At 68.3% G+C, this 19,802-nt stretch carries 20 protein-coding genes and 1 tRNA gene; 11 read left to right on the plus strand and 10 right to left on the minus strand.

The annotated features are described in order from the left end of the window. Positions 1 to 99: 99 nt before the first annotated feature. Positions 100 to 2,268: an acyl-CoA dehydrogenase family protein gene (locus tag K6T84_RS18465; RefSeq protein WP_224861578.1), complete on the minus strand. Its 2,169-nt coding sequence runs from the start codon at positions 2,266 to 2,268 to the stop codon at positions 100 to 102. A 21-nt stretch (positions 2,269 to 2,289) separates the two neighbouring features. Continuing rightward, positions 2,290 to 3,048 carry an SDR family NAD(P)-dependent oxidoreductase gene (locus tag K6T84_RS18470; RefSeq protein ID WP_329779655.1) on the minus strand — a complete coding sequence of 253 codons (759 nt, stop codon included), beginning with the start codon at positions 3,046 to 3,048 and terminating at the stop codon, positions 2,290 to 2,292. 103 nt (positions 3,049 to 3,151) lie between these two features. Here K6T84_RS18470 and K6T84_RS18475 point away from each other — a divergent pair, with 103 nt between their 5' ends. The 3 genes from K6T84_RS18475 (at position 3,152) to K6T84_RS18485 (ending at position 6,531) form a co-directional block, all read left to right on the plus strand. After that, positions 3,152 to 5,422, plus strand: coding sequence for a carbon starvation CstA family protein (locus K6T84_RS18475; protein WP_225400365.1), 2,271 nt, complete (start codon positions 3,152 to 3,154; stop codon positions 5,420 to 5,422). Beyond that, positions 5,398 to 5,595 carry a YbdD/YjiX family protein gene (locus K6T84_RS18480; RefSeq protein WP_225400366.1) on the plus strand — a complete coding sequence of 66 codons (198 nt, stop codon included), beginning with the start codon at positions 5,398 to 5,400 and terminating at the stop codon, positions 5,593 to 5,595. Before K6T84_RS18475 ends, K6T84_RS18480 begins: the two co-directional genes overlap by 25 nt. Positions 5,596 to 5,733: 138 nt before the next feature. Next, complete coding sequence (locus K6T84_RS18485) at positions 5,734 to 6,531, plus strand: L,D-transpeptidase (RefSeq protein WP_304621270.1); 798 nt, start codon at positions 5,734 to 5,736, stop codon at positions 6,529 to 6,531. Here the strand turns inward: K6T84_RS18485 and K6T84_RS18490 are convergent. Next, the gene (locus K6T84_RS18490) at positions 6,521 to 7,771 is read right to left on the minus strand and encodes a cytochrome P450 (protein ID WP_225400368.1); all 1,251 of its coding nucleotides are present in this window, start codon (positions 7,769 to 7,771) and stop codon (positions 6,521 to 6,523) included. The genes K6T84_RS18485 and K6T84_RS18490 overlap by 11 nt on opposite strands. Beyond that, positions 7,768 to 8,613 carry an MBL fold metallo-hydrolase gene (locus K6T84_RS18495; RefSeq protein ID WP_225400369.1) on the minus strand — a complete coding sequence of 282 codons (846 nt, stop codon included), beginning with the start codon at positions 8,611 to 8,613 and terminating at the stop codon, positions 7,768 to 7,770. Before K6T84_RS18495 ends, K6T84_RS18490 begins: the two co-directional genes overlap by 4 nt. A gap of 78 nt (positions 8,614 to 8,691) precedes the next feature. Here K6T84_RS18495 and K6T84_RS18500 point away from each other — a divergent pair, with 78 nt between their 5' ends. From K6T84_RS18500 to K6T84_RS18515, 4 genes are read left to right on the plus strand one after another with little or no spacing between them, the layout of a single operon-like run. Further along, the gene (locus tag K6T84_RS18500) at positions 8,692 to 9,456 is read left to right on the plus strand and encodes a FadR/GntR family transcriptional regulator (RefSeq protein ID WP_225400370.1); all 765 of its coding nucleotides are present in this window, start codon (positions 8,692 to 8,694) and stop codon (positions 9,454 to 9,456) included. 53 nt (positions 9,457 to 9,509) lie between these two features. After that, on the plus strand, positions 9,510 to 10,271 hold the full coding sequence (locus K6T84_RS18505; protein WP_224861597.1) for a class II aldolase/adducin family protein: 762 nt from the start codon (positions 9,510 to 9,512) through the stop codon (positions 10,269 to 10,271). A gap of 12 nt (positions 10,272 to 10,283) precedes the next feature. Continuing rightward, positions 10,284 to 11,552: an amidohydrolase family protein gene (locus K6T84_RS18510; RefSeq protein WP_224861599.1), complete on the plus strand. Its 1,269-nt coding sequence runs from the start codon at positions 10,284 to 10,286 to the stop codon at positions 11,550 to 11,552. 11 nt (positions 11,553 to 11,563) lie between these two features. Further along, positions 11,564 to 12,517, plus strand: a complete 954-nt coding sequence (locus K6T84_RS18515; protein WP_224861601.1) for a D-2-hydroxyacid dehydrogenase family protein — start codon at positions 11,564 to 11,566, stop codon at positions 12,515 to 12,517. Between the two features lie 93 nt (positions 12,518 to 12,610). Here K6T84_RS18515 and K6T84_RS18520 read toward each other — a convergent pair whose 3' ends face one another. From K6T84_RS18520 to K6T84_RS18540, 5 genes are all read right to left on the minus strand, one after another. Further along, on the minus strand, positions 12,611 to 12,994 hold the full coding sequence (locus K6T84_RS18520) for a hypothetical protein (protein WP_224861603.1): 384 nt from the start codon (positions 12,992 to 12,994) through the stop codon (positions 12,611 to 12,613). A 257-nt stretch (positions 12,995 to 13,251) separates the two neighbouring features. Then, positions 13,252 to 13,324 (minus strand) — tRNA-Ala (locus tag K6T84_RS18525). A gap of 72 nt (positions 13,325 to 13,396) precedes the next feature. Then, entirely contained in the window at positions 13,397 to 13,846 is a 450-nt protein-coding gene (locus tag K6T84_RS18530; RefSeq protein WP_224861604.1) for a GreA/GreB family elongation factor, read from the minus strand. A gap of 45 nt (positions 13,847 to 13,891) precedes the next feature. Continuing rightward, positions 13,892 to 15,148 (minus strand): NAD(P)/FAD-dependent oxidoreductase, encoded by a 1,257-nt coding sequence (locus K6T84_RS18535; protein WP_224861606.1) that lies wholly within the window; start codon positions 15,146 to 15,148, stop codon positions 13,892 to 13,894. A gap of 75 nt (positions 15,149 to 15,223) precedes the next feature. Beyond that, a complete protein-coding gene (locus K6T84_RS18540) occupies positions 15,224 to 16,453 on the minus strand; it encodes an MFS transporter (RefSeq protein WP_225396698.1) in 1,230 nt (409 codons plus the stop codon). Positions 16,454 to 16,488: 35 nt separating this feature from the next. Between K6T84_RS18540 and crcB (K6T84_RS18545) the strand changes: the two genes are divergently transcribed. From crcB (K6T84_RS18545) to K6T84_RS18555, 3 genes are read left to right on the plus strand one after another with little or no spacing between them, the layout of a single operon-like run. Then, complete coding sequence (crcB, locus tag K6T84_RS18545; RefSeq protein ID WP_224861610.1) at positions 16,489 to 16,887, plus strand: fluoride efflux transporter CrcB; 399 nt, start codon at positions 16,489 to 16,491, stop codon at positions 16,885 to 16,887. Continuing rightward, positions 16,884 to 17,249, plus strand: a complete 366-nt coding sequence (crcB, locus tag K6T84_RS18550) for a fluoride efflux transporter CrcB (protein WP_224861611.1) — start codon at positions 16,884 to 16,886, stop codon at positions 17,247 to 17,249. The genes crcB (K6T84_RS18545) and crcB (K6T84_RS18550) overlap by 4 nt, the downstream gene beginning before the upstream one ends. A 47-nt stretch (positions 17,250 to 17,296) precedes the next feature. Beyond that, complete coding sequence (locus K6T84_RS18555; protein ID WP_224861613.1) at positions 17,297 to 17,806, plus strand: hypothetical protein; 510 nt, start codon at positions 17,297 to 17,299, stop codon at positions 17,804 to 17,806. On the opposite strand, the gene K6T84_RS18560 is transcribed toward K6T84_RS18555, so the two are convergent. Continuing rightward, the gene (locus K6T84_RS18560; RefSeq protein WP_224861615.1) at positions 17,803 to 18,174 is read right to left on the minus strand and encodes a DUF488 domain-containing protein; all 372 of its coding nucleotides are present in this window, start codon (positions 18,172 to 18,174) and stop codon (positions 17,803 to 17,805) included. The genes K6T84_RS18555 and K6T84_RS18560 overlap by 4 nt on opposite strands. Positions 18,175 to 18,362: 188 nt before the next feature. On the opposite strand from K6T84_RS18560, the gene K6T84_RS18565 reads away from it, so the two are divergent. Further along, complete coding sequence (locus tag K6T84_RS18565) at positions 18,363 to 19,703, plus strand: PPE family protein (RefSeq protein WP_225400371.1); 1,341 nt, start codon at positions 18,363 to 18,365, stop codon at positions 19,701 to 19,703. Positions 19,704 to 19,802: the final 99 nt, after the last annotated feature.

A 19,802-nucleotide genomic window follows, 5' to 3' on the forward strand; every position in this document is an offset into this window, starting at 1 on the left:
CAGCGCCTCCTAACTGGCGACCGTGCAGAAAAGTTCGCCGCCACCAGGGACTTTGGCGGACTCTTCTGCACGCTCGCGGAGGGGTTTACCCCCGAAACGCTACTTGATCAGCGGGTCGCGGGGCATCCCCAGAATCCGCTCGGCGATCTGGTTGCGGGTCACCTCCGAGGTCCCGCCGGCGATCGCGATGCCGCGCGCGCCCATCACCATCCGGGCCGCCATCGCACCCGGCCCGTCATCCAGCGCGACGTCGGACCCCAGCAACGCCGCCCCGATGGCCGCGCCGTCGCCCATGTGCTCGGCGAGCTTGAGTTTGGTGACGTTGCCCTCCGGGCCGGGACCCGCGCCGGCGATGCTGCGCGCCGCACGGCGCAGGTTCAGCAGGCGCAGCGCGTGCTCGTCGGCGACGAAGCGGCCGACCCGGACCTCGGCGTCGGCCACCGAATTCCGGTGCTGCTGCGCCAGCGCGATCAGCCGCTGGTCGACGCCGGCGGTGTAGGAGCCGCCGCCGCCGATGCTGACCCGCTCATTGCCCAGGGTGGCGCGGGCCACCTTCCAGCCGCCGTTGATCTCGCCGACGACGTCCTCGTCGGGGATGAAGACGTCGTTGAAGAACACCTCGTTGAACTCCGAACCACCGGTGATCTGGCGCAGCGGTCGCACCTCGACGCCGGGCGCCTCCATATCGACGATCACCATGGTGATGCCGGCGTGCTTGGGCACCTCGAAGTCGGTGCGCACGGTGGCCAGCCCACGCCGGCACAGCTGTGCACCAGAAGTCCACACCTTCTGGCCGGTGATCTTCCAACCACCGTCAACCCGCACCGCCTTGGTCTTCACCGCTGCCGCATCCGAGCCGGCACCCGGCTCGGAGAACAGCTGGCACCAGATCTCCTCCTGGCGCAGTGCCTTCTCCACGAACCGCTCGATCTGCGACGCGGTGCCTTCCTGGATCAGGGTCAGGATCACCCAGCCGGTGATCGAGTACTCGGGCCGCTGCACGCCGGCAGCGGTGAACTCCTGCTCGATCACCACCTGCTCGACGGCGTCGGCGGCCCGGCCCCACGGCTTGGGCCAGTGCGGCATCACGTAGCCGGTCGCGATCAGCTGGTCGCGCTGCGCGTCGGGCGCCAGTGCGGCGATCTCCACGGCATCGGCGTGGATGCGGGTACGCATCTCCTCGGCCTCGGGCGGCAGGTCGAGGCTGTTGGCCCGGGTGATGCCGGCCGCGGCGCTCTCGAACACCGCCAGGGCCGGCGCGTCGCCGCCGAACAGCGCCTGCACCGCCAGGGCGCGACGCAGGTGCAGGTGCGCGTCGTGCTCCCAGGTGTAGCCGATGCCCCCGTGCACCTGAATGTTCAGCTCCGCGTTGCGCACGTAGGCGGGGAACGCCAGGGTGGCGGCGACCGCGGCGGCCAGGCGGAAGGCGAACTCGTCCTCGCCGTCGGCGCGCGCGGCGTCCCAGACCGCGGCGGTGGCAGCCTCTGCGCCCACCAGCATGTTCGCGCAGTGATGCTTGATCGCCTGGAACGTCGCGATGGTCCGGCCGAACTGTTCGCGCACCTTGGCGTACTCGACGGCCGCATCCGTGCAGTCGGCCGCGCCGCCGACGGCTTCGGCCGCCAGCAATACCCGCGCGCGCGCCAGCGCCGACTCGCGCGCGCCGGCCAGCACGTCGTCGGCGCTGACTCCCACGCCGGTCAGCGTGACCCGCCCGGAGCGCCGGGTCCGATCCACGTTTCCAGGCACGTCGACGTTCACCCCGGCCCGGTCGCGCTCCAGGATCAGCACATCCTCACCGGCGGCGACCAGCAACAGGTCAGCCAGCCCCGCGCCGAGCACGATCCCGGCGTCCCCGGAGGCCACCCCGCCGTCGAGGGCGACGTCGCCGGCGAAGCCCACCCCAGCCGTCACCGAACCGTCGATCAGGCCGGGCAGCAACCGGGCCTGCTGCTCGGCGGTGCCGGCAGCGGCGATCACGGCCGAGGCGATGACGGTCGGCACGAAAGGTCCCGGCGCCACGGCCCGGCCCAGTTCCTCGATCACCACCACCAGCTCCGGCAGCCCGAAGCCCGAACCGCCGTACTGCTCGTCGATGTGCAGGCCCAGCCAGCCCAGCGAGGCCAGCTCGTCCCAGAACGGCGGCCGGGTCTCTTCGGCGCTGTCGTCCAGCAGGGCACGCGCCGCGGACCGGGCCTGCTGCGCGTTCAGGAATCCGCGGGCCACCTCGGCCAGTTCGCGGTGGTCTTCGGTTACTGCGATGCCCATGGGAGGCCTCCTGGGTTGTATTTACTTGGGAGCGAAGCGTTGTCCGGCGTCCAGCCGCAGGCATTGGCCGTTGAGCATCGGGTTGTCGATGACGGCGGCGGCCAGCTTGGCGAATTCCTCGGGCCGGCCGAGACGCTTGGGGAACGCCGCGTCTTTGGTCAGGGCGCTGGCGAATTCCTCCGGGATGCCCTTGGTCAGGCCGGTGGCGAACAGGCTCGGGGCGATCGCCAGCACCCGGATGCCCACCGAGCCCAGGTCGCGGGCCATGGTCAGGGCCATGCCGGCGATGCCCGCCTTGGCGGCGGTGTAGGCGACCTGACCGATCTGGCCCTCGAACGCCGCGATCGAGGCGGTGTTGATGATGACGCCGCGCTCCTCGTCTTCGGGCTCGTTGGTGCTCATGTGCGCCGCGGCCAGCCGGTTGAGGTTGAAGGTGGCGACCAGGTTCAGGTCGATCACCGACCGGAACGACTCCAGGTCGTGCGGGCCGGACTTGGACAGCGTGCGCTTGGCGATTCCGCCGCCGGCGGTGGTGACGATGACGTGTAGACCGCCCAGGCCGGCGACCGCTGCGGCCAGGGTCTTCTCCGCGGCGTCGAAGTCGGTGATGTCGACGGGGAGGAAGGTCCCGCCGAATCCGGCCGCCACCTCTTTGCCCTCCGAGCCCTCGCGGTCGAGCACGGCGACGTCCGCCCCGCGCGAGGCCAACAGCTCCGCTGTTGCGCGACCCATACCCGAGGCACCGCCGACGATGACGACCTTCTTACCGCTGATCTCCATGCGAACTCCTGTAAGCAAGTACTTGACTATCGCCAAACAAACTATCGTTCCGCTCGGAACCCACCGCCACTCGGGCATCCGGTGGGCCTGACAGGAGGTCGCCGTGGCCGCACCCTCGACGCCCACGCAGCTGGTCGAGAGATGCGACGGACCGGTGAGTTATCTGCACACCGATGCCGAGCTTCCCGCCGTGGCCGTCATCGATCGTTCGCCTATCTCCGCGCGCGGTAAGGCCGTGCTCGGCGCGCTTGCCGTCGCCGGCGCACTGGCGTGGGCGGTGATCGCCTTCGCCCGCGGCGAGTCGGTGAACGCGGTGTGGTTCGTGGTGGCAGCCCTGTGCAGCTACATCATCGGATTCCGTTGCTACGCAAGGTTCATCGAGCGGAAGCTTGTTCGGCCGCGCGATGAGTACGCCACCCCCGCGGAGATCTTCGAGGACGGCACCGACTACCTGCCCACCGATCGGCGGGTGTTGTTCGGCCACCATTTCGCCGCGATCGCCGGCGCCGGACCGCTGGTCGGCCCGGTGCTGGCGACCCAGGTGGGCTACCTGCCCGGCACCATCTGGATCATCATCGGCGCGGTGGTCGCCGGCGGCGTGCAGGACTACCTGGTGCTGTGGTGCTCGACGCGACGGCGGGGCCGCTCACTGGGGCAGATGGCCCGCGAGGAGCTCGGACCGATCGGCGGGGCCGCAGCCATCATCGGGGTGCTGTTCATCATGGTGATGCTGATCGCGGTGCTGGCACTGATCGTGGTGCGTGCGCTAGCGGTCAGTCCGTGGGGCGTGTTCTCGATCGCGATGACGATCCCGATCGCGCTGTTCATGGGCGTCTACCTGAGGTTCCTGCGGCCCGGCCGGGTCTCGGAGGTGTCGCTGATCGGCGTCGTGCTGCTGCTTCTCGCCGTCGCCTCCGGCCGGTGGGTCGCCGAAACATCATGGGGCGCGGCGTGGTTCACCCTGTCTCCGATAGCCCTGTCCTGGTGGGTGATCGGCTACGGCTTCGCTGCCTCGGTGCTGCCGGTCTGGCTGCTGCTGGCGCCGCGCGACTACCTGTCGACGTTCATGAAGGTCGGCACCATCGCACTGCTGGCGATCGGCATCCTGATCGCCCGGCCGGTGATGTCCGCCCCTGCGATCTCGCAGTTCGCCCACTCCAGCGACGGACCAGTGTTCGCCGGATCGCTGTTCCCCTTCCTGTTCATCACGATCGCGTGCGGCGCGCTGTCGGGATTCCACTCCCTGATCGCCTCCGGAACCACGCCGAAGCTGCTGGAAAAAGAGAGCCAGATGCGCCTGATCGGCTACGGCGGCATGCTCACCGAATCCTTCGTGGCGGTGATGGCGCTGATCACCGCGTCGATCCTCGACCAGCACCTGTTCTTCACCCTCAACGCCCCGGTCTCCGCGACCGGGGGCACCGCCGCCAGCGCCGCGCAGTACGTCAACGGGCTCGGCCTGACCGGCACACCCATCACCGCCGCGCAGATCACCGAGGCGGCCACCGCCGTCGGCGAGCAATCGGTCGTCTCTCGCACCGGTGGAGCACCGACTCTGGCGCTGGGGATGGCCGACGTGCTGGGCCGGGTGTTCGGCGGGCCGGGGTTGAAGGGCTTCTGGTATCACTTCGCGATCATGTTCGAGGCGCTGTTCATCCTGACCACCATCGACGCCGGGACCCGGGTCGCACGGTTCATGCTCTCCGACGCGCTGAGCAACCTCGGCGGGCCGCTACGACGGTTGTCCGAGCCGAGCTGGCGAATCGGCGCGTGGGCGGCCAGCCTGGCCGTGGTAGCCGGGTGGGGGTCGATCCTGCTGATGGGGATCACCGATCCGCTCGGCGGGATCAACACCCTCTACCCCCTGTTCGGCATCGCCAACCAGTTGCTGGCCGCGATCGCGCTGACCGTAGTGACGGTGATCGTGATCAAGAGCGCCCGACGCAGATCCGACCTCAAATGGGCGCTGATACCGGGCATTCCGCTGTTGTGGGATCTGACGGTCACGATGACGGCCTCGTGGCAGAAGATCTTCTCCGGGGATCCGCGGCTGGGGTATTGGACGCAGCATTTCGCCTACCGGGCCGCCGAACGATCCGGCCAGACGTCGTACGGTTCGGCGACCACGCGTGGGCAGTTGCATGACGTCGTGCGCAACACGTTCATCCAGGGCAGCCTGTCGGTGATCTTCGCCAGCGTCGTCGCCGTGGTGTTCGTCACCGGGATCGTGGTGTCGCTGCGGGCGATCCGCGGCGGCACACCGACCACCGAAGCCGCACCGGTGCCCTCCCGGCGGTTCGCGCCGTCCGGGCTGATCCCGTCGGCGGCCGAACGAAGGGTCCAGGCGCAATGGGACGCCCACCGGTCCGGTTAGCGCGCGCCGCCGTCCGTCAGGTTCGCTGGTATTGGGCGAGCCTGCTCGGCGACAACCATTACCGCCAATACCTGGACTACCGTCACCGCGCACACCCCGGCGAGCCGGTGCTCTCCGAACGGGACTACTGGCGGCGGCGTCACGACGCCGACCCCGGCGCACGGTGCTGTTGAGGCCCGGCTCGTGCGCGTGATCAAACCTTGATGAAGACTTGACCGAGTCGTGGGCATCGACGAGGCGGTTCGCACCGCTCGGCTACCTACCATCAACGGCGTCGAACAAAGTAATCGGTCGGGGAAGGTACGCCGGAGATGTGGACGTCGGTACGCTCTGCAGTAGTGGTGGTCGCGGTCTCAGCCGCAGCGGTTGTCATGCCCCCTGGAACGAGTTCGGCTGCAGCAAGCCAACTCCCGGCCGGGGTCGTCTCCTCGATCCTGCCCGCTCCGGGCACGACGGTCGGCGTGGCACATCCGGTGGTGGTGAGGTTCAGCACGGCGGTGGCCGATCGGCACGCCGCCGAGCGGCGCATCGCGGTACGCACCAACCCGCCCATGACCGGGGCCTTCGACTGGGTCGACGACCATGAGGTGCAGTGGCTTCCGGACCACTACTGGCCGGCGCACAGCACCGTGAAGCTGTCGGTGGGCAAGCTGTCCGCCGACTTCCAGACCGGCGCGAAGGTGCTGGGGGTGGCCAGCATCTCCGCACACACCTTCACCGTGTCGGTCGACGACGAAGCGGCCGGCCCGCTGCCGACGCCGCACCACCGCCCGCATTGGGGCGAGGACGGCGTCCTGCCGGCCACCATGGGCAAGGAGGAATTCGCCACGCCCACGGGCAATTACACCGTGCTGGCCAAGGACCGCAAGGTGCTGATGGATTCCAGCAGCGTCGGCATCCCGATCGACGACCCCGAAGGCTACCGCTTCGAGGTCGAGCAGGCGGTGCGCATCACCAAGCGCGGACTCTATATCCACTCCGCGCCCTGGGCGCTGCATTCGATGGGCCTGGAGAACGTCAGCCACGGTTGCGTCGGCCTGAGCCCCACCGACGCCGAGTGGTACTTCGACCGGGTCCGCGTCGGCGACCCGGTGATCATCAAGGAGTAGTGCCGAACTCGACCGGCATGGCGTCGATCCCGTTGATCCAGGGCAGCATCGACCGGGTGGCGCCGGCCAGCCCGCGGATGTCGGGGGTGATGTCGGCCAGTGCGCCGAACACCAGATTGATCTGCAGCCGAGCGAGATTCGCGCCGATGCAGTAGTGCGCGCCCGGTGCCCCGAATCCCAGATGCGGGTTGGGGCTGCGCAGGATGTCGAACGTGAACGGGTCGTCGAACACCGCATCGTCGTAGTTGGCCGAGCCGTAGAACATTCCGACCCGATCCCCCTTGGCGATCGCAACCCCACCGAGTTCGACGTCGCGCATGGCGGTGCGCTGGAAGGAGATCACCGGCGTGGCCCAGCGGACCACCTCGTCGGCCATGGTCGGCGGTCGGTCGGCCACGTAGCGCCGCCACTGATCGGGGTGATCCATGAACGCCAGCATTCCGTGCGACGTGGCATTGCGGGTGGTCTCGTTGCCCGCGACCATCAGCATCATCACGTAGTAGCCGAATTCCAGTGCGGTCAGCGCCTCTCCGTCGATGGACGCGGTGACCAGCGCGGTGGCGATGTCCTCGCGCGGTTTGCTCTTGCGGTCCTCGGCCAATTGGTAGGCGTAGCCGAGGAGTTCGGCGGAGGCCTGCATGCTGTCCGCTATCGCCGCATCGTCGCCCGCGCCGCCGGAAACCAGCCGGTTACTCCAGTCGAAGACGTGCTCGCGTTCGTCCTCGGGCACCCCGATCAGCTCGCAGATGGTCGTCAACGGCAGCCGGGCAGCCACCTCGGTGACGAAGTCGCCGGTGCTGTGCTGCGCGGCGGCGGCGACGATCTCTCTGGCCTGGCGGTCGAGTGAGTCCTGCATGCCGGCGATCACCCTCGGGGTGAATCCACGCGAGACGATCCGCCGCAGCTTGGCGTGTTTGGGACCGTCGAGGAACAGCATCACGTTCTCCCGACTGGCCTCATGGACGTCGCGGTTGGCGGTGGTGCTGGTCCGGATCAGCGAGGTGTTCTCATGCGAGGAGAAAATCCCGTCATGCAGCGAAACCTCCTTGACGTCAGCGTGTTTGGTGACCACCCAATAGCCTTCATCCGGGTAGCCGGAGGCGCCCAGCGGCTGGGCATTCCACCAGATCGGCTCGGTCTTACGCAGCAGCGCGAACTCCTCGTGCGGAATACGCTGCGCGATGAGGGCGGGGTCGGTGAAGTCGAACCCCTCCGGCAACAGCGGTTCGGTCTGCGTCATCGTGCTCCCTCTCGGTCGGCCATCGGCTGCCAGCTCATGCCGTCTTCGCCACGATCGACGAATCCGCCGGACGGCGCGGTGAAGTGCGAGCCGAGCAGCAGGGCCCGCTCGTCGGCGACGCGGCACAGCAGCATCTGGCGGCTCGCGCGGGCCGCGACGGGGTCGGCGTCGGGCAGGGCGGTGATCTCGGGGTAGCCGATCTGAATCGGATGGTGCACGGTGTCGCCGCTGATGTAGGCGACTGCGCCGCCTGCCTCGACGCGCACCGCGACGTGGCCGGGGGTGTGTCCGGCGGCCGGCACCAGCTGCACTGTGTCGTTCAGGCGATGGTCGGGTTCGACTCGGCGCAGCTTGCCGTGTTCCTCCAGTGGTACAACGCATTCCGACGGTGCCCGGTCCTCACCGGTGAACCCGCACCAATGGTCGTATTCGGCCGCGGTCAGCAGGTAGTCGGCGTTGGGATAGGTCGGGACCCACTGCCCGTCGCGCTGGGTGGTGTTGCGGCCGGCGTGGTCGCGGTGCAGATGTGTGCACACCACCGCGGTGATGTCTTCGGCGTCGAATCCGGTGGCCGCCAACGACTCCTCATGCCGGTCGGGTATGCCGCGGGACCGCAGGAACTCCGTACCGAAGCAGGTGTCGACGAGCACCCGCGCTGCGGCGGACTCGATCAGATAGGACTGGATCGCCATCAGGATGTTGCCGGATGCATCGACGTAGTCGGGTGTCAGATTCGCCGGAAGAGGCGAAGGGAAACCGGCGAACAGCCGCGATGCCGGAATCGGGATGACCGCCTGCGGGACGGCGTGGATCCGAATGTCGCCGACAGTCCAGTTCTGCACGCCGTGGTCCCCTTCCCGCACGGCGATCGTATGGCACAAATCATTTGGATTCAACGGTCCATCTGGCACACTCGACCCGTGTCAGCACCCACCGTCCGGTTTCGGCGGCTCGCCGAGCAGGTGGCCGATGAGCTGCGTCGCCGCATCCTCGCCGGCGAGCTCACCGACGATCACGTGCTGCCCAAAGAGGATGAGCTTCTGGTGGAGTTCGCCATCAGCAAGCCGTCGCTGCGCGAGGCCATGCGCATCCTGGAGGCCGAGGGACTGCTCACCGTACGCCGCGGCAAGCACGGCGGCGCGCTTATCCACCGCCCCTCCCCGGCAAACGTCGCATACACGATGGGCCTGGTGCTGGGCTCCCAGCAGGTCAGCCTTGCCGACGTCGGCACCGCGCTGCTGCAGGTGGAGCCGGCCTGCGCGGCGCTGTGCGCGGGGCGGCCGGACCGCAAGAGCACCGTGGTGCCGATTCTTCGCCGGCTGCATGAGGAATCGGTGGCCTCCGTGGACGACCTACAGCAGGCCACCTCGGCAAGCCGGCGCTACCACGAAGCCCTGGTCACACACTGCGGCAACACCACCATGCTGGTCATGGCCGGCGCATTGGAGACGTTGTGGTCGGCCCACGAGCAAAGCTGGTCGAGCCAGGTCACCGACCACTCGACGGTGCCGGTGGCCGAGCGGCGCGCCGTGCTCGAAGATCACCGTCAGGTGATCGACGCGATCGACGTGGGCGATGCCCAACGGGCCCGCGAGTTGGCGGCGGCGCACCTGCTGCACGTTCAGCACTACCCCGGCCGGTCGGGAGTCGTCGACCCGGCGATGATCCGCGAATTCCGCGCATGACGACCGATTGCAGGCGGCATTGACCTTCGGGCTTATTTCCATATGATTTGGTCATGGACAGACCCGGTGGTACGGCCGTCTGGTCGCCCTCGATCACCCCGCCGATAGGTGTCGAACTCAGCCCCGAGCAGGCCATGGCCGTGGCATTCCGGCACCTGGCCGAGATCGGCTTCGCCGAGAACATGGCCGGTCACATCACCTGGCAGGTCGACGGTCGGACCGACATGCTGGTCAACCCGTGGGGGCTGTGGTGGGCCGAGCTGACCGCGTCCGACATCTGCACCGTCGACGCCGACGCCCGGGTGATCCGCGGCCGCTGGGATGTCACCCCGGCCATCCACATCCACACCGAACTGCACCGGGCCCGCTCCGATGCGCGGGTCGTCGTGCACAACCACCCTTACTACGTCAGCCTGATGGCGTCCCTGCACAGCCCACCGGAACTGCTCCACCAGACCGGTGCACTGTTCCTGGACGACCTGTGTTTCGTGGACACCTATGACGGCGAGATAGACAGTGCCGCCCGCGCCGCCGAACTCGCCTCGCGGATCGGTGACGCGAATGTGGCCATCCTGGCGTCGCACGGGGTGATCGCCATGGGGCGAACGCTGGCGGAGGCGGTCTACCGGTCGGCGACCATCGAACGGGTATGCAAGCTGGCGTATCACGTGCTGCTCACCGGCCGCACTCCCCCGCCGATGAGGCGTTCCGACATGGCCGGCATGCAGGCGTCCTTGATCGAACGCGCCGCCGACGTGTATTGGGCGGGCGCAGCGCGCATGACCATCAAGTCCGACCGCCATGTACTGGATTGAGGAGGACCGTCGGTGAAATCACTCGACGATCTCAGCGCCGACCTGAAGTTCACCACGGCCAAGGCCGGCGCCGAGCGCACGGTGACCTTCCTACCGGAACCGCCACGTGCACAACGGCATTACACGGTGATCTCGGTTGACGACCACATCGTCGAACCCCCGGACACCTTCGAGGGCCGTGTCCCGCACAAGCTGGCCGACCGGGCCCCGAAGGTGGTGGAGACCGACGACGGCGGCCAGACGTGGATCTATGACGGCCAGTCCCTGCCCAACGTCGGGTTCAACGCCGTCGTCGGCCGGCCGGTGTCGGAGTACGGTTTCGAGCCCGCCCGCTTCGACGAGATGCGCCGGGGCGCCTGGGATATCCACGAGCGCATCAAGGACATGGACCTCAACGGCATCTACGCGTCGCTGAATTTTCCGTCGTTCCTGCCCGGATTCGCCGGCCAGCGCCTGCAATTGGCCACCAAGGATCGCGAGCTGGCGCTCGCCTCGGTGCGCGCCTGGAACGACTGGCACCACGAGGTGTGGGCCGGCACCTACCCGGATCGCATCATCGGCTGCCAGCTGCCGTGGCTGCTGGATCCGGAGCTGGGCGCGGCCATGATCCGCGAGAATGCCGAAAGAGGCTTCCGCGCGGTCACTTTCAGCGAGAACCCGGCCATGCTGGGGTTGCCCACCATTCATTCCGGATACTGGGAGCCGATGGTCGCCGCGTGCGCCGAGACCGGCACGGTGATCAATCTGCACATCGGATCGTCGGGCTCGGCGCCGTCGACCACCGACGATGCACCGCCGGATGTACAGGGCGTGCTGTTCTTCGCCTACGCCATCTCCGCAGCGGTGGACTGGCTGTACTCGGGCTTACCCACTCGCCACCCCGAGTTGAAGATCTGCCTGTCCGAAGGTGGAATCGGCTGGGTCGCAGGGCTGTTGGATCGGCTCGACCACATGCTGAGCTATCACCAGATGTACGGCACCTGGAATGCGCTCGGCGAGACGCTGTCGCCCTCGGAAGTTCTGCAGCGCAACTTCTGGTTCTGCGCAGTCGAAGACCAGTCGTCGTTCTGCCAGCATGAACGGATCGGCACCGATCACATCCTGCTCGAAGCCGACTACCCGCACTGCGACTCCACCTGGCCGAACACCCAGCGGGTGATCCACGAGGAGATCGGACACCTGCCACCCGAGGTGATCCGAAAGTTCACCTGGGAGAACGCCTCGCGTCTATACGGGCATCCGGTTCCCGAGAACGTCCAGCGCGATCCGGATGCGTTCTGATGGTGGCCCCAATGCCGCTGCGTATAGCGGTGCTCGACGACTATCAGGGCATAGCCGAAACCGTGGACTGGTCGCCGATCCCGCGGCCCGTCGAGCTGCTGGCGATCCGCGAGCACGTCGCACCCGGAGATGAGCTGATCGCCCGCCTGGCCGAGCGCGAAGTGGTGGTCGCGATGCGGGAACGCACCCCGATCGACGCCGATCTCCTGGCCCGGCTGCCCGCGCTGAAGCTGTTGGTGACCACCGGACCGTTCAACGCGGCGATCGACGTTGCGGCCGCGCACCGGCTGGGCATCACGGTGTGCGGGACCGGCGGGACCATCACGCCGACCGTCGAGCTCACCTGGGCGCTGATCCACGCCGTGGGGCGCCACCTGATCACCGAGGATGCCGAGCTGCGCGCCGGGCGTTGGCAGACCACCGTCGGGGCGGACCTGGCCGGGGCCACCCTGGGCCTGGTCGGGCTGGGCCGCATCGGCAAACTGGTTGCCGCGGTGGGGCACGCATTCGGTATGCGGGTCGCGGCGTGGAGCCCGAACCTCACCGCGGAACGGGCCGCCGAAGCCGGGGCCGAACTGCTCGACCGCCGCGCGCTGTTCGCGACCGCGGACGTGGTCTCGCTTCATCTGGTGCTCTCCGAGACGACCCGGGGCGTGGTCGGACGCGACGAGCTTGCGGCGATGAAACCGAGCGCCATCCTGGTCAACACTGCCCGCGGCGGGCTGGTCGACGAGCAGGCTCTGCTCGAGGCGCTGGCATCGGGGCGGATCCGCGGTGCGGGGCTCGACGTCTACGGCGAGGAACCACTGCCGGCCGGGCATCCGCTGACCGCGCTGCCCAACACCGTGCTCACCCCGCACCTGGGCTATGTCACGCAGGGGTGCATGGGTAAGTTCTACCGGGATATCGTCGACGATATCGTCGCCTACTGCGAGGGAACTCCGCGGCGGCTTGTTTCGGGCTGATCAAGCTATTTCTGATAACAATTCGGGAACGAATTCACGGCACAATAAAAAGGCCCGCAGACAACCGTCTGCGAGCCTTTTTACGAGCAAACTCTATTTCGTGCCGCCGGCCAATCCGACGGGAGCGCCGATCACATCGGTCAGCACGCCGGCCACCGGGCTCGCCGCAGCGGCACCGGCCGGCCCGGGGGCCACCATCGGCACCGGCGGAAGCCCACCGGGAGCCGGTGGAATGGGGGCGATCGGCACCGGGGGCACCGGGCCAGGCAGGCCCATCGGCACCACCGGACCGGCAAGAGTTGTCAGGTCAGCGACGGCAGGACCGCAGGGAGCGGCTCCGCCGGCGGTGGTTACATCGACCAGCGTCGCTTCGGCGGCCACTGGCGCGCCGGCGATCGCGGGGGCACCGGCATCTGCTGGACCGACGAACGAGGTCAGTCCCCCGTTGCAGATCGGGCCGCCGGTCGGCAGCGGCACCACCGAAAACGGTGTAGCAGCTGCGGCGGCACTGCACACCAATGCAGCGGCACACAAGCCGATACCGGTAATTGTTGCGATACCGGGTCTCCCGAGGCTCTTCAACGCACACTCCAATTACTAGTATCCAGCCCCCCGGACACGCAGTTTTTGAACTGCGGAATGAACCGTATCACAAGGTTGTAAGTCACCCGGACCGCAAATTGATCCGTTATCGGACTGATGCGAATCAGCCACGTTCACTCAAAAAAACGAAGTGGAGCTAAGGGGACTCGAACCCCTGACCCCCACACTGCCAGTGTGGTGCGCTACCAGCTGCGCCATAGCCCCGCGATGTCGTGCTCATCGAAGCTACACCACCGCCATACCCGCGCTCAAAACGCCTGGTCGGTCATTCGCCACTCAGGCGGGATTCTGGGTCTGATGCCGCCCGTACGGCACCGCGTCGAGCAGGGTGACCGTCACGCTGGCCCCGCTGGGCACCTGGTAGCTGCGCTGCTCACCAGGACGGGCACCGGTGAGTGCCTTGCCGAGCGGCGACTGCGGCGAGTACACCTCCATGCCGCTCTGGTCGTCGTCACGAACCCCGAGCAGGAAGGTCTCGGTGTCGCCGTCCTCGTAGCGGATCGTGAGCACCATTCCGGGCTCGGCCACGCCGTCGTCCGGCGGGTCCTCTCCGACCACCGCGACCGCCAGCAGGTCGTGGATCTGGTGAATCCGGGCTTGCCGGGACTGCTGCTCGCTGAGGTCCTCAGTGCCGGAGCCACCAACCGGCTCGGACAACTCCTCCAACTCGGCCAGCAGCCGGTCCTTGGCCTGCTGTGTCATCCAGACACCCTGCGAATCAGACACCGCCCACTCTCCTTTACCCCAACATCTGCATCGCGTCGCCCCGTGTCAACGCAATGGATCAAGCTCACGCAGCACGGCCGACTGTTTGCCAGTGGTGATCTGCTCAGCCAACAGCCGACCCGTCACCGGACCGTGTGTCATGCCCCACATACCGTGCCCACCCGCGACATAGACCGTACGCGGACACACTTCGCCCACCACGGGCCGCCCGTCCGGACTGACCGGGCGCGGGCCCACCCACACGTCGGTGCGCTCTTCCCAGCGCACGCCATCCAGCAGCGGACGGGTCGACGCCACGATCGCCTCGACGCGCGCTCCGACGACCTGCGCGTCCGGGTCGCCGAACTCCATGGTTCCGGCGACCCGCAGTCGGCCGCCCAGCGGAGTGCAGGCGACCCGGGCATCCGGCAGGTAGATCGGGCCGGTGACAGCCTCGTCCACCGGAACGGTGAACGAGTAGCCGCGCCCCGCCCGAACCGGCACCCGCACCCAGCGCCGAGCCAGTCGCGACATCCAGGCGCCGGTGGCGATCACCGCGGCCGCCGCGGTCAGCGTCGTACCGTCGGCTCCCGTCACCGCCACACCGTCGCCTGTCGGCGCCACGTCGATCACGTCCACGGTCTGCATTACGGCCCCGCGCTGCACCACCGCGGCCCCGAGCGCGCTCACGAACCGTCCGGGGTCGAGGAACCGCTGGCCGTCGATCCGAACGGCCGCAGCCACCTGGGCCGAGGCGAGCGGAACCCGTTGGCGCAGGCCGGTTGCGGTCAGCTCGGTGCCGAACACCGCCCCGCCGGCCTCGGCGAAGCGGGACAGTTCGTCGAGGAGCCGCTGTGCGTCGGCCATTGTGCGAAAGATCGCGGTGATCGGCGCCTCGGTGAGCGGGGCGTCGATTCCATTGGCTGCCAGCACGTCGTAGGCCTCGATGCACTCGGCGCTCAGGGGCGCGTTGGCCCGTATCGCGCGGCGCCACGCCGACGGGCGGCTGTTGACGGCGAACCGCGCCAGAAACGACCACAGTGCCGGGCCCGCTCCGAACGGAACCTGCAGCGGCGCAGTGCGGCTCAGCAGCGAACGCAGGCCGAATCGCAGGTTCGCGGGCTCGTTGAGCGGGATGGCCAGCGCCGGGGAGATCCAGCCGGCATTGCCCCACGACGAGCCGGCGGCCACTCCGGTGCGGTCGACCACGGTGACGTCAACGCCGCGCTCCTGCAGGAACCACGCAGTCGAGAGCCCGACGATGCCGGCGCCCACCACGATCACCGATCGTGGCGCACCGTCGAAGCCGTAGGCCGCACCCATTCCTCCATGATGCGGCCACCGGCGGCGTTGTGCACGACGATCATTCAAACGACCCCGGCCGCGGGTTCAAATCCGCTAGAGTACCTCGGTTTTCGGAGTGTCTCCGCCGATCGGGCTGCGCCCCTGGGTCTCCGGTGCCATCACCCAGGCCGCCGCCGCCACCAGCAGCACGACGCCGCTGATCGCAAATCCCCACTCGAACGACAGGCGCTGGGCGATCTGGCCCACCACCAGCGACCCGAAGATCGAGCCGAGATCGGCCATCATCTGATAGGTCGCCACCGCGGTACCGGCCCGGGCCTGACTTCCGACCAGGTCGGCGATCACGGCCTGTTGCGGCGACCCGTACATGCCGGTGGCCAATCCGCTCAGATATGCCGCGATCAAGAACACCACCAGCGACGAGCTGGCCGCGAGCAGGATGGTCGCCCCGCCGGCCACCACCAGCCCGGCGATCAGCGGGCCGCGCCGGCCGATCCGGTCGGAGAGCTGACCGCTGGGCATCACCGCACAGACGTTGCCGATGCCGATGGTCGCCAGCGCCAGGCCGGCAAACGAGGGCCCGCGGTCTAGGACCTCGGTGACGAACAGCGGCACCAGCGCGACCCGCAAACCGAACACCGACCAGCCGGTGGCGAAGTTCGACAACAGCGCCGAACGATAGGCGCGGTGCGTCAGGGCCTGCCGCACCGTGACGGAGGTCCCAGTAGATTCGGCCGGCTCGGCCAGGTGCGAGTGTCGCAGGCTGACGAAGACTACGGTGGCCGCGACCAACAGCACTGAACCGTAGAAGAGGAACGGCGCGCGCAGCCCGAAACCCGCTGTCAGACTGCCTAATACCGGCCCACCGACGGTGCCCAGCAGGAACGCGGTGGCGAACATGCCGGCGACGCGCCCACGCGCGTCCGTCGGGCTGACCCGGATCATCAGACCCACCGCGGCAATGAAGAACATCGTCGAGCCGACCCCGCCCAGTGCCCGGAATATCAGCAACTGCCAGTAGGTCTGAACGAACGCACACGCCATCGTGGACACCGAGACGATCACCAGACCGCTCACATAGACCCGACGCTCCCCCACCCGCTGCACCAGTACGCCGCTGACCGGCGCGAAGCACAAGCGGGTCAGCGCGAATGCCGTGATGAGGAAGGTGGTCGCTGAGATGCTCACACCGAAATGGCGGGCGTAGACCGGCAATACCGGCGAGACCACCCCGTAGCCGAGTGCAATCAGAAAGTTGGCACCGAGCAGAACCCAGATCTCCCGCGGCAGCCGCAATCCGGCGGCCGAAGAGTCAGAGGTCACTGGTTAACCTTAGTCGTGGAAGGAGACACCACGACATGGCAGCACCCGACGGCCGCGAACTCGCGGCGATCTTCGTCGGTGGCGCGCTGGGCGGGCTGGCCCGTGCGGTGTTGGAGACCGTCGCAGCGGCGGGTCCGGGGCAGTGGCCGTGGGCGACGTTCGGCGCCAACGTCGTCGGGGCATTCCTGTTGGGCTACTTCACCACTCGCCTACTGGAGCGGCTGCCGGTGTCGAGTTATCGCCGTCCGCTGCTCGGCACCGGACTGTGTGGCGCGCTGACCACCTTCTCCACCCTGCAGGTCGCGATTCTGCGGATGTTCGAGCACGGGCAGCCGGGCCTGGCACTGGGATACCTGTCCGCCAGTGTGGTGGCCGGCTTGGCCGCGATCCACCTGGCCACCGGCCTGGTGCGACGGGTTCGGGCCCGCGGGTGAGTCCGCTGGTGTGGGTGTGGGCGGGCCTGGCCGGAGGCCTGGGCGCGGTGCTGCGCTTTCTGGTGGATCGCACCGTGGCGCGTCGCGCCGCGTCGGCGTTTCCTTCGGGCACGCTCGTGGTGAACCTCAGCGGCACCGCCGTACTGGGCCTGATGAGCGGGCTGGTTTTGCCGGCCGAGGTGACTTTGCTGGTCGGTACCGCGCTGATCGGCTCCTACACCACTTTTTCCACCTGGATGCTCGAGACGCACCGACTGGCCGAGGAACGCCAATTCGGCACGGCGGCGGCCAATATCGTCGCCGGAATCGTACTGGGGCTGACGGCCACCGAGTTCGGACGCTGGGCCGCCGGGCTGCTGTGAGCCTGATCATTGCGCCGCCCCGGTAATCTCATCACGGAGGTCTGATCATGATGGGTGACCGCGACGACGCTCAGTTGCGTCCTGCGCTGTTGCGGCTGTGGGATCGGCGAGACGCGTTCAAACCGTTTGCTGTGGCCGGCGTCGGCGCGATCGTGGGCGGGGGCGTCCTGGCGTCCGCCATCGCCGCACCCGCTCCCACCCGTCACGGTGTATGGGCGGTCGCCTACCTGGTCCTGGTGCTCGGGGTGGGCCAGTTGCTGATCGGTGCCGGACGGGTGCTGCTGGCGGCCGAGTCGCCGACGCCGAACCGAATGAGGATCGCCGCCACGGCTTTCAACATCTCCGGAGCGGCGATCGTGCTCGGTGTCGTCACCGACCACGTCGTGGTGTTCCAGTTGGGATCCGCACTGCTGTTCGGCGTGCTGGTCGAGTCGTTGTACGGCGTGCGGCACAGTGCGCGGCGTGGCTGGCCGCTGGTGGCCTACCGACTGGTCATCGTGGTACTGATCGTCAGCATCCCGATCGGAATGCTGATCACCACCGCCGGCCGCGGCTAGGACGCGCCGGACAGCAGCTTGGCCAGTACCGCGGCCTGACTGCCATCTACGGCGCGGGTCGCGGTCAACAGGGTGACTGTCTTGTGGCCCTTGGCCAAAGCGCGTAGGGCCTCAAATGCCGCCGCGCCGTCAGGGGTTCGCAGTTCAGCTTCGTAGCGGGTGACGAATTCGTCGAAGCGTTCCGGTTGGTGGTTGTACCAACTGCGCAGTTCCCGCGACGGCGACGCGTCCTTGAACCACTGGCCCACCCGCGGATCGTCCTTGTGGAATCCCCGCGGCCACACCCTGTCTACGAGTATCCGTTCACCGTCGGCAGGGCTGGGCTCGTCGTAGACGCGGGCCACCCGGAACGTCGTTTTAGCGCTCATAACTCAGGATAGCGTCGCGCGCACGTCTCGCGATGTGGTGGAGGCGATCACGGGCCCGCTGCCACCCCGCCTCGACCCGCTCAAAAGTTAGCTTAGGCAATGCTATCTTGAAGACATGTGTCGAGTCGCGTTTTGCGGACTACAGCGCCGTTTTGCGGACGGCGACGGGTAGGCGGCTGTCGGCGCTCATGGCCACGATCTGGATCGCGTCTCCACCGGAGGCGCACTCCGCCCTGCTGGGTAATGGTCCCGGCCCGGGGGCACTGCTGAGCGCCGCGAGTGCCTGGTCGGCGCTGAGCGCCGAATACGCCGCGGTGGCGGGCGAACTCGTCACCGTGCTCGGGGCCACCCGGGCGGCGGTCTGGGGCGGCCCCGGTGCGGACAGTTACGTCGCCGCGCACACGCCGTATCTGGGCTGGCTGACCCGGGCCGGCGCGGACAGCGCGCGCACCGCCGCGCAGCACGAAGTCGCGGCTGCCGCCTACAGCTCCGCCCTGGCCGCCATGCCGACGCTGGCGGAGCTGGCCCGCAACCACACCGTCCACGCTGTCCTGACCGCGACGAACTTCTTCGGCATCAACACCATCCCGATCGCGCTCAACGAGGCCGATTACGCGCGCATGTGGATCCAGGCGGCCACCGTGATGACGACGTACGACGCGGTGTCCGGGGCCGCATTGGCCTCGCTGCCCGGCACCGACCCGGCACCGCCGATACTGGCCGCGGACACCGGCACCGGCGGCGACGACGGCTCGACGGACCCCGCCGACGAAGCGAACCGCTGGTTCTGGTTCTGGTTCTGGAACATCGTCTTCTGGTCGAATGTCCTGCATCTCATAACGATTGCGGTGCGGATACCGATCTTCCTACCGCTGTTCATCAACGCCATCAACGAGTTCATCGCCTCGACGCAGTCGCAGCCGGAACCGGAAGCCGACGAGGCCGTGGTAGCGCCCGCCCCTGTCCCGCTGCGCCAGGCCGTACCGCGGCCCGCCCCGAGGTCAGCGGATCTTCCCGTCGCGGTGGGCTTCGGCATCGGTTCCGGCATCGCCGGACCCGCGGGCACCACCGCCACCCCGCCCGCTCCAGCCACCACGGCCCCGGCGATGCCGGTGAGCGGCGCCGAAATGCTGGGCTACCTGGTCACCGGGAACCACGCCGAAGGATTCGGGCCCACCCTGATCGACCGCGACCAGTCCACCGCACCGGCGGCCGGCGTCGCGGCCGCCGGCGCGGCCAGAGCCCCGTCGGCGCGAGCACCGCAGCGGGCACGACGACGCCGGCGTGCGGCGATGAAGGAGTACGCCGACGCCGTCATGACGCTGGATGCCGACATCGGCAACGTGCCGGGCGACCCCGCGATGACCACGTCGGAAACCGGTGCGGGACCGCTGGGATTCACCGGAACGACGCGGCGAGCCGACGTCTCATCGGCGGGGCTGACGCGGCTGCGCGGGGACGCCTTCGGCGCCGGGCCGGTGGTGCCGCTGCTGCCCGAGAGCTGGGAGCGGGAATCCGGCGAAACCTGATGACGGAGCCGAAACAAAGCAGGCCAGGGCTTATAGCCTCTGAACACCATTTTCCGCGAAACCGGCTTGGAGAAACCCAACGGTGAACTAGGGTCCGGC

It is taken from the genome of Mycobacterium zoologicum, from assembly GCF_020181635.2.
GTDB classification, from domain to species: domain Bacteria; phylum Actinomycetota; class Actinomycetes; order Mycobacteriales; family Mycobacteriaceae; genus Mycobacterium; species Mycobacterium zoologicum.